Genomic DNA, 12,508 nt, shown 5'->3' on the forward strand with positions numbered 1-12,508 from the left:
AGGGGAACCTGTTGATGCGTGCGGACAAGACAATGGAACTCAAACGATTCTTCAACGACGACGATGCTGTGTCGCCGGTCATCGGGGTCATCCTGATGGTCGCAATTACGGTCATCCTCGCGGCCGTTATCGCAACATTCGTCCTCGGTCTGGGCGATCAGGTCAGCAACACGGCACCGCAGGCTAGCTTCAGTACGGACTACGACTCAGATAAGGGCGAGGTTACGGTAACTCACGACGGTGGTGATTCGATCAAGGCAAGCAACCTCTACTTCAGAGGGAGCGGATTCAACTCCGGTGCTGCTGCTACTAATGAAATCGATAGCAATAACGAGCAGTGGCCGAGTGCCAACGCCAGCAGTAACAGCAAAGTCGTTGCAGGTGACAGAGTCGCTGTCATGGTCTCTGGCGATAGCTACGACTTCAGCGTTGTCTACGAGTCGGCTACCGGCGACAACTCTGCGACACTCGCCACTGCATCCGGACCGGACGCATAAGCCCGCGGTATCTCATTTTTTCCGGCACCGAAACCCGTGAGTTTATAATTGATGGACACCCTGATGTTCGCTGTATTCCCTGCGATGGGTGGTGGGGACTGGAGAGAATAATATGAGCAAGCAGGTAGAACGGTCGGACTCCGCTGGGGACGACGATCTTTCAAAAGGCGAAATATTCGACGTACTGCAGAATGAGCGGCGTCGGTACACGCTTCAGTATCTACGAGAACACGACGGGCCAGTACAGCTCGGCGACCTTGCGTCACACGTCGCGGCACAGGAGTACGACTGCCCGAACACGGCTGTCACGAGCGCCCAACGGAAGCGTGTCTACACCACGTTACAGCAGTCTCATCTTCCGCGGATGCATGAGACGGGTATCATCGACTATGACGACGAGAACGGGACGATCTCCAAGACGGCACACACGGAGGAACTCACTGTCTATCTCGAAATCGTGCCGGGAAGCGAGTTCCCCTGGCGCGAGTACTATCTCTCGCTCGGCGCGGTCAGTCTAGCAATCGTGACGATTCTCTGGGTCGGCGTCTACCCGTTCACGGTCATTCCACCGCTGGTCTGGGCCACGCTGATCGCGATTGTGCTCAGCGTCTCCGCAGGCTATCACACCTACGCTGGTCGTGAGATGACTCTGACTGAGTATGTGGCAGAGGAAGCCGAGTCCGACAACTAAACTTCTGTTTATTTCACGGTGTTCATTGTTTCGTTTGTCTTGGTTAGCGCTGAACTATTCATGCAGCGCTATATCAAATTTCGGCGGTACAGCCACCCTTGAAGGCTTTCAAGGCAACGTTGAACGGCTAAAACGTGCTGTGTGTATAAGTGGGTCCCTCTCATGTGGTTGAAGCAGCACACCCCGCGAGCCAGTAAGGAAATCCTTCAAACTATAGGGGTTTCCTACTCGGGTCACGCTCGCGGTGTGCGTCGAACAAACCATGGATATCAAACAACTCATCCACGACGACGACGCAGTGTCGCCGGTCATCGGGGTCATCCTGATGGTCGCAATCACGGTCATTCTGGCCGCAGTAATCGCCTCCTTTGTGCTTGGTCTCGGTGACCAGGCGCAGCAGGCCACGCCGCAGGCAAGTTTCAGTTTTGAGTATGACGCAAGTGCAGGTTCAAATTCCGATTCTGGCCTCCTAACGGTCTCGCATGATGGTGGCGATACCATTGAGGCAGGCAGCCTGTATATCCGAGGAGAGAACATGGTGACAGACTCAGACCTCTCAACTGAAGGCTTAGACTCCAGCCCGGATCAGGCAGACTACGATGCTGATGATGGAGCATGGTCCAGTACGTCGGCTTACGGTGCCAAGGATAGCGAGGTTTCAGCCGGCTCAACTCTGGATGTTGGTGTGTATAGCAACTACGATGTCAATGTCGTGTATGAACCACCTGAAGGCGATTCGTCTGCAACACTGGGTTCCGACAGCGGACCTGACGCATAACTGCGTCTCTATTCTTGTTTTATCAAGGTAACAAGCTGCAGCATTCTCTCCACGACACTTTTATTGCCAGATATCTAGTGACTGGTAACAATGGAAAAAACGCGGGCCATTACCACCAGTGTAATCGCCATTATACTCGGCGTTACACTGCTTTCCGGCCCGCTGGTCCCCGGCGTAACACTGGCAACGGAGCCGGAGCCAGTCGCACTAGAAACTGGCAACGTCACGGTTTCTGCAGTCGAAATGCCTGAGAAAGTAACGCTTGAGAAAGGGTCCTACGGGGCGGCGAGCTACTACCTCGATGCGCCACCGGTCCGCATACAGTTCGCGAATCGAACCGGACAGCCGACACTCGTCTACGAACTCACAATCGAGGAACTGGGGTACACGCGGACGACGAATCACTTCTTGGACGACTCGACCGGTGACACGTACGACCTGACGCTGGCGTCGGACACGTTCACCGACGGGGAGATCAAGCGCGAACAGTACAACGGCACGGTGACCGTGAGCAAGCGCGACGGGGCGGGCCACGGCGTGGTGGCGACGCGCAACGTCACGATATCGGTGGTCAAATGACGGCAACAGAGTTTGTCGGACGTCTTCGACGGCGGACGCCCGCCCTCTCAAACACTCGCGAGACAGCGTACGCTGTGCTGTTTGGCGACCGGCTCGGCCTGATCGTGTTTCTCGCGACAGTCGTGCTGTTCGGGCTGGTGTGGCGGACGGCGTTCCTGATAAACGATTCCTACACGCTGGCGAATGGGCTGTACAGCCTCTCAAACGGACAGCTAGCGATGACTGAAGCTGCCTACGGCCCTGGACTCAACACGCCGGGGGCAAATAACTACGGCGGCCAGTGGCACGCGCGAAACTACGGCGTCATTGTCCTCTCGCTACCGCTCGTGTTCGTGCTTGACCTGCTCACCACCATCGTCGAGCTCCGCATTGCGTTGGTCGCGCTCTGGTCGCTCGCGCTGTTGGCGCTGGTGGTCCAGTGCAGTTACTACACCGACGACGACTGGATTCTCTACGGCGGTACTGTCGCCGTTCTGGGACTGTTCGGGCTGAACGTGATACTGGCCCAGCCACTCGACGCCGGTCGAATCCATCTGTACGCGCTGCAACTCACGCATCTCCTCATTGCGGCGTTCACGCCGGTGGTTCTCTATCGGCTCCTGAGCCGGATGCAAACACGTCGGCTGGGGCTCCTGAACACCGTGGTGCTCACGGCTGGGACACCGCTCGCGTTCTGGGCATCCGTGCCGAAGCGCCACGCCGTCACCGGGACAGTGGTCGTCTGCATCGCGTACTGCCTCTATCGGAGCCGCAAGCCAACAGATGGGGGAGTCATCACAAAGCAACAGACCTTCCGCGCGCTCGCCTACGCGCTGGTAGGACTGTATGCGTGGGTGCATGCGCCGGAAGCGCTCCTGCTCTGTGTCGCCCTGGCGCTGGTCGATATCCCGACAGCACCGGACAACAGTCCGCGAACGCTCGCTCGTATCGGCGTCGTTTTCGGCCTCTCCTTGCTGCCGTTCGTTATCACTAACATCGTTATCTCGGGCTCTCCGGTTAAGCCCCCGCGATTGATTGCCCGCGGTGGCTCTCTGGGCGGCGGTACTGCGAGCAGTGCAAGCGGTGGCGGCGGTAGCGGCGGCAGTGGTGCCTCTGGTGGATTGCTTACACCGCTGGCACCGCTGCTTGGGCCCATAGAGAGCGGAATGCGTCCACTGCTGTTGCTGGGCGGCGAACTCGCGTCAGGATTCAAAGCGCTCCAGCAGCAACCAGATGACGTGTATCACGCCTTCGTCCGGTCAGGAAGTGCAGGCGGTGCGCTTGATAAGACCGGCGAGGAATCCGTCAACCTCTCAGTGCTCGAATCCGCGCCGGTTCTCGTCGCCATCGCCGGTACACTCCCGGTCGTCCGACGATTGCGTTTGCCATCGTCGATAGCTGACCGAACACTCAGTGCCGACCGCGTCGTGGACGCGTTTGCCATAGCGGCATTCGTCGGCGTTATCCTGCTGTACAACAACCGCTTGCCACTGCACGCGCAGGTGACTGCCCGGTATCTGTTCCCCCTCTACCCACTCGGCGTGTATCTGCTTGTGCGGCTTCCAGCGGTACGCCAGACTCTCGCAGACCACTGGCACATGTTCCTCTGGGCAGTTGCAGGAACAGTGTTGATCGGCGGGCAGCTGACCGTAGTGTTCGTTGCGCTGACGGTGAACGGTATCGGCGAAGCGTTCCAGTTGCACGCGCTGCTCGCGCTTGGCGTTGCTGTCCCACTCAGTATCTGGGCGCTGTGCGGTCGCTCCAAAGGTCGAGCCGGGCAGGTCGGTGCAGCGCTTCTCGGTGCTGCAACGGGTGTAGCGGCTGTGTTTCTACTCCTAACCACCGTCGAGTACTACGCACTGGGTGATGCACACCTCCTGCCGATGATGCGAGCACTCGGTGAGCTGCTGACGCTCTACTGAGTCGGTGACGGAGAATTTTAGTACGGGCTTGTAGTACCGCCAGCATGGACCGACTCAAGAAGTCCCTACTCGAAGCGCCAATCATCGAGAAGGAAGGCTATCACTACTTCGTCCACCCCATCAGCGACGGGGTCCCGATGCTTCGACCGGAACTTCTGCGTGAAATCGTCATCAAGATCATCCGGAAGGCAGAACTCGACGACGTCGACAAGATCGTCACACCGGCGGCGATGGGTATCCATATTTCGACAGCCGTCTCGCTGATGACCGATATCCCACTCGTCGTCGTCCGAAAGCGCCAGTACGGGCTTGATGGGGAAGTATCACTGTCACAGGTAACTGGCTACTCCGAGAGCGAGATGTACGTCAACGACGTGTACGAGGGCGACCAGGTGCTCGTGCTCGACGACGTGCTCTCGACCGGCGGGACGCTAGCCGGGCTCACGGGCGCGCTCGAAGACATTGGCGCTGACATCCGCGACATCGTCTGTGTCATCAAGAAGGCCGACGGGACGAACAAGCTTGACGAGGCGGGCTACGACGCCAAGACGCTGATCAACGTCCAGGTCATCGACGGCGAGGTCACTATCGTCGACGAGCACGGCGACGACTAGAACGGCTGTTGATACGGTTCCTGTAGGTCGCACCAGTACACACAGCCGTGGGAGCGTCCCTCCAGAGCGGTGAGACACGGCGGCGGGATACTCAGAGCAGCCGACAGCGTCGTAGCGTATGACAGAAGACTTGAATCCGTTCAGGCCACACGCTCCAGCAGCTCGCGAGGCGCATCAGGCATACTGGACCACTCCAGTCGCTCACGGATTTATGAGCGACAGAATATAGCGGGAGGTAGATTTGAACAACGCGAGCCCCTCGCTACCGCTCGGCGTTCTCTCGTTCAAATCTACTGGCCAATAATTGCCGAACTCAGCGACGCTCGGCGATGAAACGCCTCGCTGGAGGAGTGAGTTCGGCAAAATGATAGCGGGAGGTAGATTTGAACTACCGATCTGCGGGTTATGAGCCCGCCGGAATCTCCTGGCTATCCCATCCCGCTACCTTCTCGTAGTTCGGTCCCCTCATTAAGGGTTGTGATTCGAGTGCCGTCCGTGAGTTAGTAACGCGCTACGGTCACCCGTCCGCGTGGACCTGCCAGGTGAAGAGACTCTCGGCGACATAGTTGACCAGCATCGCGACCCCAATCGCGAGCGGGCTCGCGGCGATGAACCACAGGTCAGTTCCAGCGACAACGAGTTCGATCATCAGCCACTGCGTGAGTAGCCAGTAAACTGCGAGCTGGACCGCGACGCCGCCGGACCGGACCAAGTGGGACTTGCCGAGGCGCTTTGCGAACGACCGGCGACCGGTCTCACCCTGACCCGCGAACGTCCAGTGTTCGTTGACCAGAAACATCACGAGAATCGCCGTCTCGACGCCCGCGGCTTTGGCCCACATGTCGCTGACGCCGAAGGCCAGGCCGAGCACGGCGAGGACGGTGTTGTCGCTTATCCCGCCGACGACGCCGACGGAGACGAACTGGCCGAACCGGACGCCCGAGACCAGCGACTCGAACCGGTCCGGGACGAGGCGTCGGACCCGCCGTTCGAGGTCCGTCATCGGTCCTTCTCGACGAGGGCGGTCGGCTCGTCGAGGTGCTCGGCTAGGGCGGTGTGGAACCCGTCGTCGCGCAGTTGCTTCGAGCGGTGGCGAGCCGTCAACAGCGCTTCGAGCAGGTCTATCGACGTTCGTATCGGCGACACCGTCGAGCCGGGCTTGTCCTCCCACTCGATGGGGACCTCCTCGATACACAGGTCCAGCGCCGCGGCGATGGCTACCAGTTCGACGTCCCACGCGAAGCCGGGTTCGTACAGATGGTCGCGGACGCGCTCCCAGGCGGCCGCATCGATGGCTTTTGCACCGCACTGGTAATCATACAGCCGTACGTCGAGCAACTGGCCGGCCAGCCACGCGAAGCCGTCGCCGAGGAATCGGCGAGCGAACGTCTGGTGGCTGGCGACGATGGCATCCGGGTGGCGACGGGAGCCAACGGCGAGGTCCGTCCGCCCCTCGGTGACCGGGGCCAGTATCCGTTCGAGCGAGGCGACCGGTGTCGATCCATCGGCGTCGACAAAGGCCAGCACGTCGGTCTCCATCCGCTCGAACCCGGCAGTGATAGCTGCACCTTTCCCGCGGCGATAGGGCACGGTGTGGACTTCGGCTGGGAGCGAGCGGAGCCGTGCGGGAACACCGTCCCGGGGTGCATCAAGTTCAACGACTATAGTCTGCGGTTCAAGAGCATCGTCGATAGCGGCGATATAGGTCCCGAACTGCTCTGTGTCGGGACGGTAGGCGGGGAGAACTACCCCGACGGAACGCGACATTGCCGAATAGTGGGACAGGCGGAACTAAAAACAGTTCGAAGCTGCCGGTTCCTAACCAGTCGATAATCGCGGGAGCAACAAAAAAGCGTATAGGCCAGCGAACCGGTCCCTTCACTGATGCAATACGGGCTCCTCGCCACCTGGCTCGCCCTCTACCTCCTGTTACTGTACGCTGGCGGAACCGTCGCTGGACTGCTGTTTCCCCGCTTTGCCGACCGCGGACTCGCCTTCGGCGTCCCGGTCGCCGTCTCGATACTATGGCTGGTCACCTACTTCGTCGGTCGCCTCTCGCTGACGCTTGGCGTCTGGCTCGGCGTCGCCGTGCTCGCGACGAGTACGGTAGCTGTCCGGCGGGTCGACGGCGCACTCGACCTCCGAACGTACGCCGAAACGGCGGGCGTGTTCACCGTCGGGTTCCTGTTTCTTGTTGGCATCCGAGCGTTCGACCCTGCAATCGTCCCCATCGGCGGCGAGAAGTTCCTCGATTTTGGACTATTACAGTCGCTCGTGCGGGCTGACAGCCTCCCGCTGGAGGACATGTGGTTCGCCGGCGAACCGGTCGCGTACTACTACGGCGGGCATCTCATCACAGCGATTCTCACCAGGATAACGGGGACCGAAGGGCAGTTCGCGTACAATCTCGCGCTAGCGGGGTTTTACGCCACGCTGGTCACAGCGGCGTACGGACTGGCGGGCGCTGTCGCGAGCGAACGCGGCCTCCCGCGGCGGCTAGCGGCCGGCCTCACGGCGTTCTGTGTCGGGTTTGCCAGCAACCTATCGACACCGGTCAAGTTCGTCATCTGGCTCTTGCCCGGAGGGCTGGGCCAGAGCGTCGCCGAACGGGCCGGCTACGAATTGAAAGGGCTCGCGGCGGGGCCAGACTCGTTCAGTTACTGGGACGCGAGCCGCGTCATCGAAGACACGGCATCTGATTTCGGCACATACGAGCCCAGTGTGGCGCTAGTCATCGATGAGTTCCCGCTGTTTTCCTGGCTCAACGGCGATATGCACGCCCACATGATGAGCACGGGATTCCTGTTACTTGCTGCTGCGCTCTGTTTCAGCTACTACCAGACGCCGGCCGCCGAACGCCGGCGGCGGCTCGGACTACTTTTCGCTGCGCTCCCGGCCGTCGCGGGCATCATGGCCGTGACGAACACGTGGTCGTTCCCATCGGCGGGCGGGCTGGCGCTGCTGACAGTAACCGTCGCGCCGGCCGACCCAACGACGCTCCTACCAGAGGCCATCGGACAGCGACTCCGGCTGAACGGGTCGGGGCAAGAGGGTGTCCGGATCGGAATGGGACTGGGCGTCGCTGCTGTCGTTCTGGTGCTGGGACTGCTCTGGTCGCTGCCGTTCTGGCTCGGCCCGGCGAGCGGACGCGAGATCGCCGTCCTGCCAGACCGGACCTCGCTGCTGGAGTTGCTGGCCGTCCACGGCCTGTTCGTCGCCCCGTTCTGGCTGTACCTGTACGCCCAGACCGGGCGAGCCGTCAAGCGAAGTACGGCCCGAATTGTCGGTCTCGTGGCCGTTGGCACGGCGGCGCTGGCGGCGACGCTTGACATCGCGGCGGTCGGCCTGCTTGGTCCGCTACTGCTGGGCGCGTGGCTGTTCGCGCGCTCACCGACGCTTGCCAGAACAGTCGATGCGGTCCCGGCGCTCGCTGACGGTGGCGACCGACCTGTCGGCTTCGAGTCCGTGCTGATTCTCGCCGGTGCGGGTCTGGTCCTGCTCGTCGAGTTTGTCTTCGTCAGGGAGAACATCGGCCGGATGAACACCGTCTTCAAGACGTATATGCAGGTGTGGGTGCTCTGGGGGGTCGCCGCCGGCCCCGTGCTGGCGTGGCTGCTTACCCGCTGGCGGCCGGCCGGCAAGCAGGCACGAGAATGGACCAACATCGGCGTCCGAGCGTTCGTCGCCCTGCTTGTCTGTTCGGCATCCCTGTACGGCGTGTTCGCGCTCTCGAACCACGTCGAGTACGCCGGCGACCCGACGCTGGATGGGCTGGCGTACCTCGACGACGACCACCCCGCGGAAGCCGAGGCAATCCGGTGGCTCGACGAGACGACGACCGGACGGCCGACCATCGTCACGGCCGCCCCCGCTGACTACGAGTGGGACGCCGCCGAGGGCGAGGGCGCGAGCGCGCCGTCGAGCCTGACCGGGCTGCCGACCGTCGCGGGCTGGACCCACGAAGCCCAGTACCGCAACGACACGGTGTACGACCGCCGCGTCGACGACGTGGCGACGATTTACACGGGCGAGCCGGCCGAGCAGCGTCGCCTCCTCGAAGCCTACGACGTGCGCTATGTCTACGTCGGCCCCGCAGAGCGGGCCCGCTACGGCGACGTAACTGTCGACCAGCTACAGGGCGTGACCGTGGCGGAACAGGCCGACGGCGTCACTATCTATCAGGTGCGACCGGAGTACTTCTGAAAACGGAGAGCGGATTGCTGCGGGCGAACGGCAGTTACTCAGCGCGCAGTGTCGGGCCGATCAGGACTCGGCGTTCGGCGGTGCGCGCTCGCGGAGGACGGTGACGGCTTCTGCCTCAATGTCGTCTGTATCTAGGTGCATCGGGATGTACTCCTGGGTTTTGAACGTCTCTTCCTCGTCCTCCGAGCCGATAGTACACCAGAGCTGTGGCCGGTCCGGGCCGTGCCAGTCGCCCTGCCGTGAGACCGAGAACACCTCGTACTCCTCGTCGTCGTACTCGATGCGGCCGCCCTTGCGCAGCCCCGGGTCGCCGTGGATAATGAGCTTCTTCATGCGCGTTCCTTTGCCAACAGCGTACTTAGTGACTTCGAAGCCGATTGCGACACAGCGCACCAACCGACAGAGAGCGACCGTGAACCGGCCTGTAACTAGAATGTCCTTATATTCTTGCCGATTGTGGTTAGATGCTTAACACCATGATAGCGGAGATTTATATATCCGAGTAGATGACAGTCGTGTATGTTGAAACAACACCAGCGGTCGTGCGAGCGGGCCTCAGTCGTCGTCAGCCCGATGGACGACGACGGACGGATGGAACTCCGAGATGTCGAAGCCGACGAGACCTACGAGGTCGTGGACTACATCGACGACGAACTGGCAAAGAAACTGAGGTCACTCTCCGCTGGCGAAGCGGTGAATCTCGAACTCATGGGTGGAACGGACGCCGCTGACGTGTTCGGCGCGGTCCGCATCAAAGCGACCGGTCCCGCCGCGCGGTTCCAGTAGGCTGTCATGGGGTGGGTCGGGCGGACAGACGCGGGAAGTGGGGCAAACCGCAGGTGCGAACCAAACGGGTTTTAAGCGGTCACGTCAAATCGCTCGGTAAGGCCGATATCTATGCAGATGCCACGACGATTCAATACGTACTGTCCGCACTGTAACGAGCACCAGGAACACGAGGTCGAGAAAGTCCGGAGCGGCCGCCAGACCGGCATGAAGTGGATCGACCGCCAGCGCGAACGCAACTCCGGCATCGGGAACGACGGGAAGTTCTCGAAGGTCCCGGGTGGCGACAAGCCCACCAAGAAGACGGACCTCAAGTACCGCTGTGGCGAGTGTGGGAAGGCCCACCTCCGCGAGGGATGGCGCGCCGGCCGACTGGAGTTCCAGGAGTAACGATGGCAGGAAGCTTCATTACCGTCGAATGCCCCGACTGCGAGAACGAACAGACTCTCTTCGAGAAGGCCGCGAGCGAAGTTTCGTGTGCCGTCTGTGGCCACACAATCGCCCGCCCGACGGGCGGCAAGGCCGACATCGAAGGCGAAGTGACCGCCGTCGTCGAGGCCCGATAGGATGAAATACAGCGGCTGGCCCGAACCGGGCGAACTCGTCGTCGGCAAGATCGACGAGATCGAGGACTTCGGCGTGTTCGTCGACCTCGACGAGTACGAGGGCAAGCGCGGCCTCTGTCACATCTCCGAGGTCGCCAGCGGATGGATCAAGAACGTCCGCGACCACGTCAACGAAGGGCAGACAGTCGTTGCCAAGGTGCTTGACGTCGACGAGAGCGCCCAGCAGATCGACCTCTCGATCAAGGACGTCAACGACCACCAGCGAAAGGAGAAGATTCAGGAGTGGAAAAACGAGCAGAAGGCCGACAACTGGATGGAACTGGCCTTCGGCGAGGACTTAGACGACGAGACCTACGCCGCCATCGCAAACGAACTGCTGGCTGAGTTCGGCTCGATGTACGACGGGTTCGAATCAGCGGCAATCCACGGCAACGACGCCCTCGAAGAGGTCGACCTCTCCGAGGAGGAAATCGACGCCATCGTGCAGACGGCTCGGAACAACGTCTCTGTGCCGTACGTTCAGGTCACCGGCTATGTCGACCTGTCCTGTCCCGAAAGCGACGGCGTCGACATCATCAAGGAAGCACTGCAGGCCGCCGAGGGCAACGGCGAGGTCCCCGACGAAATCGAACTCGAAGTGACCTACGTCGGCTCACCTGAGTACCGCATCCAGGTGCAAGCGCCCGACTACAAGACCGCCGAGGACGCGCTCGAAGAGAGCGCGGACCGCGCCGCGGCGGTCGTCCAGCAACACGGTGGAACGGGACAATTCCACCGTGAGCGCAGCGAAGACGACGAGTAAGCCGGTTGTCGTTCAGTGAATCACTACCGATGAAATCGGATATCCGCGTCTGCACTGCCTGGAAGTCCGAGCACGCCCGGCCGGTGTACACGCTGGACAACACCTGTCCGGACTGCGGGGCCGAAGCAGTCAACAGCGTACCCGCGCCGTTCTCGCCTGAAGACAGCTACGGCGAGTATCGACGTTCTCTTAAGCGCCGCAGCCGCGAATAAGCCGTATGGACGAATTCGACATCGAGACTGTAGCGGACCCCGACCTCGACGACCCGGTACTGGTCGAGGGGCTGCCCGGCGTCGGCCACGTCGGCAAACTCGCCGCCGAACACCTACTGGAGGAACTCGAAAGCGAACTCGTTCGGCGTGTCTACTCAACACATTTCCCGCCACAGGTCAGCATTGACGACGGACAGGCGGAACTTGCCTGCGCAGAGTTCCACGCCGTGACCCCGGAGGAAGGCCAAGACCTGCTCGTGCTTTCCGGGAATCATCAGGCCCAGGACAACCAGGGCCACTATGGCCTGACCGACACGTTCCTCGACATCGCCGACGAGTTCGGCGTTCAGCGGGTGTTCGCTCTCGGCGGCGTCCCGACCGGCGAGCTCATCGAGGAGTACGACGTGCTCGGCGCGACGACAACCGAGGATTTCAAGGAAACGCTGGAAGACGCTGGCGTGGCCTTCCGCGAGGACGAACCTGCGGGCGGCATCGTCGGCGTCTCCGGCCTGCTGCTGGGCCTGAGCAAGCGCCGCGACGTGCCGGCCAGTTGCCTCATGGGCGAGACCTCGGGCTATCTGGTCGATCCCAAGAGCGCGCAGGCCGTTCTCGAAATCCTCCAAGACGTCATCGGGTTCGAGGTCGACTACAGTTCGCTGGAGGACCGCGCCGACGAGATGGAGGAGGTCGTCCGGAAGATTCAGGAGATGGAACAGCAGAACTCCCCGTCGCCCACCGACGAGGACCTCAGATACATCGGTTAAGACGGATTTCTGTCCCCGTGTCTCGGCTGTCACCGACGGCGGAGCCGGTACCCTCCGAAACTGATTGGTGGGAGCCCGCCTGAAGCAGTCACCTGTTGCCGGAGAGCGGGAATTT

The 12,508-nt window shown here is 61.4% G+C and carries 16 protein-coding genes and 1 tRNA gene; 13 read left to right on the forward strand and 4 right to left on the reverse strand.

Annotation, left to right across the window (positions count from 1 at the left end):
- Positions 1 to 32: 32 nt before the first annotated feature.
- The 6 genes from DVK00_RS09865 to hpt all read left to right on the forward strand — a co-directional run bounded on the left by DVK00_RS09865 (position 33) and on the right by hpt (position 5,060).
- Positions 33 to 497, forward strand: coding sequence for a type IV pilin (locus DVK00_RS09865; RefSeq protein ID WP_064288288.1), 465 nt, complete (start codon positions 33 to 35; stop codon positions 495 to 497).
- Positions 498 to 609: 112 nt separating this feature from the next.
- On the forward strand, positions 610 to 1,188 hold the full coding sequence (locus tag DVK00_RS09870) for a hypothetical protein (RefSeq protein WP_101349440.1): 579 nt from the start codon (positions 610 to 612) through the stop codon (positions 1,186 to 1,188).
- Positions 1,189 to 1,450: 262 nt separating this feature from the next.
- Positions 1,451 to 1,966, forward strand: coding sequence for a type IV pilin (locus DVK00_RS09875; protein WP_121536487.1), 516 nt, complete (start codon positions 1,451 to 1,453; stop codon positions 1,964 to 1,966).
- Positions 1,967 to 2,056: 90 nt separating this feature from the next.
- Complete coding sequence (locus tag DVK00_RS09880) at positions 2,057 to 2,545, forward strand: hypothetical protein (RefSeq protein ID WP_121536485.1); 489 nt, start codon at positions 2,057 to 2,059, stop codon at positions 2,543 to 2,545.
- The gene (locus DVK00_RS09885) at positions 2,542 to 4,446 is read left to right on the forward strand and encodes a hypothetical protein (RefSeq protein ID WP_121577658.1); all 1,905 of its coding nucleotides are present in this window, start codon (positions 2,542 to 2,544) and stop codon (positions 4,444 to 4,446) included. The genes DVK00_RS09880 and DVK00_RS09885 overlap by 4 nt, the downstream gene beginning before the upstream one ends.
- A gap of 44 nt (positions 4,447 to 4,490) precedes the next feature.
- Positions 4,491 to 5,060 (forward strand): hypoxanthine/guanine phosphoribosyltransferase, encoded by a 570-nt coding sequence (gene hpt / locus DVK00_RS09890; protein WP_004518711.1) that lies wholly within the window; start codon positions 4,491 to 4,493, stop codon positions 5,058 to 5,060.
- Between the two features lie 368 nt (positions 5,061 to 5,428).
- Here hpt and DVK00_RS09895 read toward each other — a convergent pair.
- The 3 genes from DVK00_RS09895 to DVK00_RS09905 form a co-directional block, all read right to left on the reverse strand.
- Positions 5,429 to 5,503, reverse strand: a tRNA-Met gene (locus tag DVK00_RS09895).
- A 74-nt stretch (positions 5,504 to 5,577) separates the two neighbouring features.
- Complete coding sequence (locus DVK00_RS09900) at positions 5,578 to 6,063, reverse strand: GtrA family protein (protein ID WP_121577659.1); 486 nt, start codon at positions 6,061 to 6,063, stop codon at positions 5,578 to 5,580.
- A complete protein-coding gene (locus tag DVK00_RS09905; RefSeq protein WP_101349435.1) occupies positions 6,060 to 6,827 on the reverse strand; it encodes a glycosyltransferase in 768 nt (255 codons plus the stop codon). The genes DVK00_RS09900 and DVK00_RS09905 overlap by 4 nt, the downstream gene beginning before the upstream one ends.
- Before the next feature lie 117 nt (positions 6,828 to 6,944).
- Here DVK00_RS09905 and DVK00_RS09910 point away from each other — a divergent pair, with 117 nt between their 5' ends.
- Positions 6,945 to 9,263 (forward strand): DUF2298 domain-containing protein, encoded by a 2,319-nt coding sequence (locus DVK00_RS09910; RefSeq protein ID WP_121577660.1) that lies wholly within the window; start codon positions 6,945 to 6,947, stop codon positions 9,261 to 9,263.
- Positions 9,264 to 9,323: 60 nt separating this feature from the next.
- On the opposite strand, the gene DVK00_RS09915 is transcribed toward DVK00_RS09910, so the two are convergent.
- Positions 9,324 to 9,596, reverse strand: a complete 273-nt coding sequence (locus DVK00_RS09915; protein WP_064288282.1) for an HAH_0734 family protein — start codon at positions 9,594 to 9,596, stop codon at positions 9,324 to 9,326.
- 186 nt (positions 9,597 to 9,782) lie between these two features.
- Here DVK00_RS09915 and DVK00_RS09920 point away from each other — a divergent pair, with 186 nt between their 5' ends.
- From DVK00_RS09920 to DVK00_RS09945, 6 genes are all read left to right on the forward strand, one after another.
- Entirely contained in the window at positions 9,783 to 10,049 is a 267-nt protein-coding gene (locus DVK00_RS09920; RefSeq protein ID WP_101349433.1) for a hypothetical protein, read from the forward strand.
- Positions 10,050 to 10,160: 111 nt separating this feature from the next.
- Positions 10,161 to 10,439 carry a 50S ribosomal protein L44e gene (locus DVK00_RS09925; RefSeq protein ID WP_004593654.1) on the forward strand — a complete coding sequence of 93 codons (279 nt, stop codon included), beginning with the start codon at positions 10,161 to 10,163 and terminating at the stop codon, positions 10,437 to 10,439.
- A 2-nt stretch (positions 10,440 to 10,441) separates the two neighbouring features.
- Positions 10,442 to 10,615 (forward strand): 30S ribosomal protein S27e, encoded by a 174-nt coding sequence (locus DVK00_RS09930; RefSeq protein WP_004518703.1) that lies wholly within the window; start codon positions 10,442 to 10,444, stop codon positions 10,613 to 10,615.
- A 1-nt stretch (position 10,616) separates the two neighbouring features.
- On the forward strand, positions 10,617 to 11,417 hold the full coding sequence (locus DVK00_RS09935) for a translation initiation factor IF-2 subunit alpha (RefSeq protein ID WP_064288280.1): 801 nt from the start codon (positions 10,617 to 10,619) through the stop codon (positions 11,415 to 11,417).
- A gap of 29 nt (positions 11,418 to 11,446) precedes the next feature.
- Positions 11,447 to 11,629 carry an RNA-protein complex protein Nop10 gene (locus tag DVK00_RS09940; RefSeq protein WP_101349432.1) on the forward strand — a complete coding sequence of 61 codons (183 nt, stop codon included), beginning with the start codon at positions 11,447 to 11,449 and terminating at the stop codon, positions 11,627 to 11,629.
- A gap of 5 nt (positions 11,630 to 11,634) precedes the next feature.
- The gene (locus DVK00_RS09945) at positions 11,635 to 12,393 is read left to right on the forward strand and encodes a proteasome assembly chaperone family protein (protein WP_101349431.1); all 759 of its coding nucleotides are present in this window, start codon (positions 11,635 to 11,637) and stop codon (positions 12,391 to 12,393) included.
- Positions 12,394 to 12,508: the final 115 nt, after the last annotated feature.

The organism is Haloarcula sp. Atlit-47R (genome assembly GCF_003665985.1).
GTDB lineage: Archaea > Halobacteriota > Halobacteria > Halobacteriales > Haloarculaceae > Haloarcula > Haloarcula taiwanensis.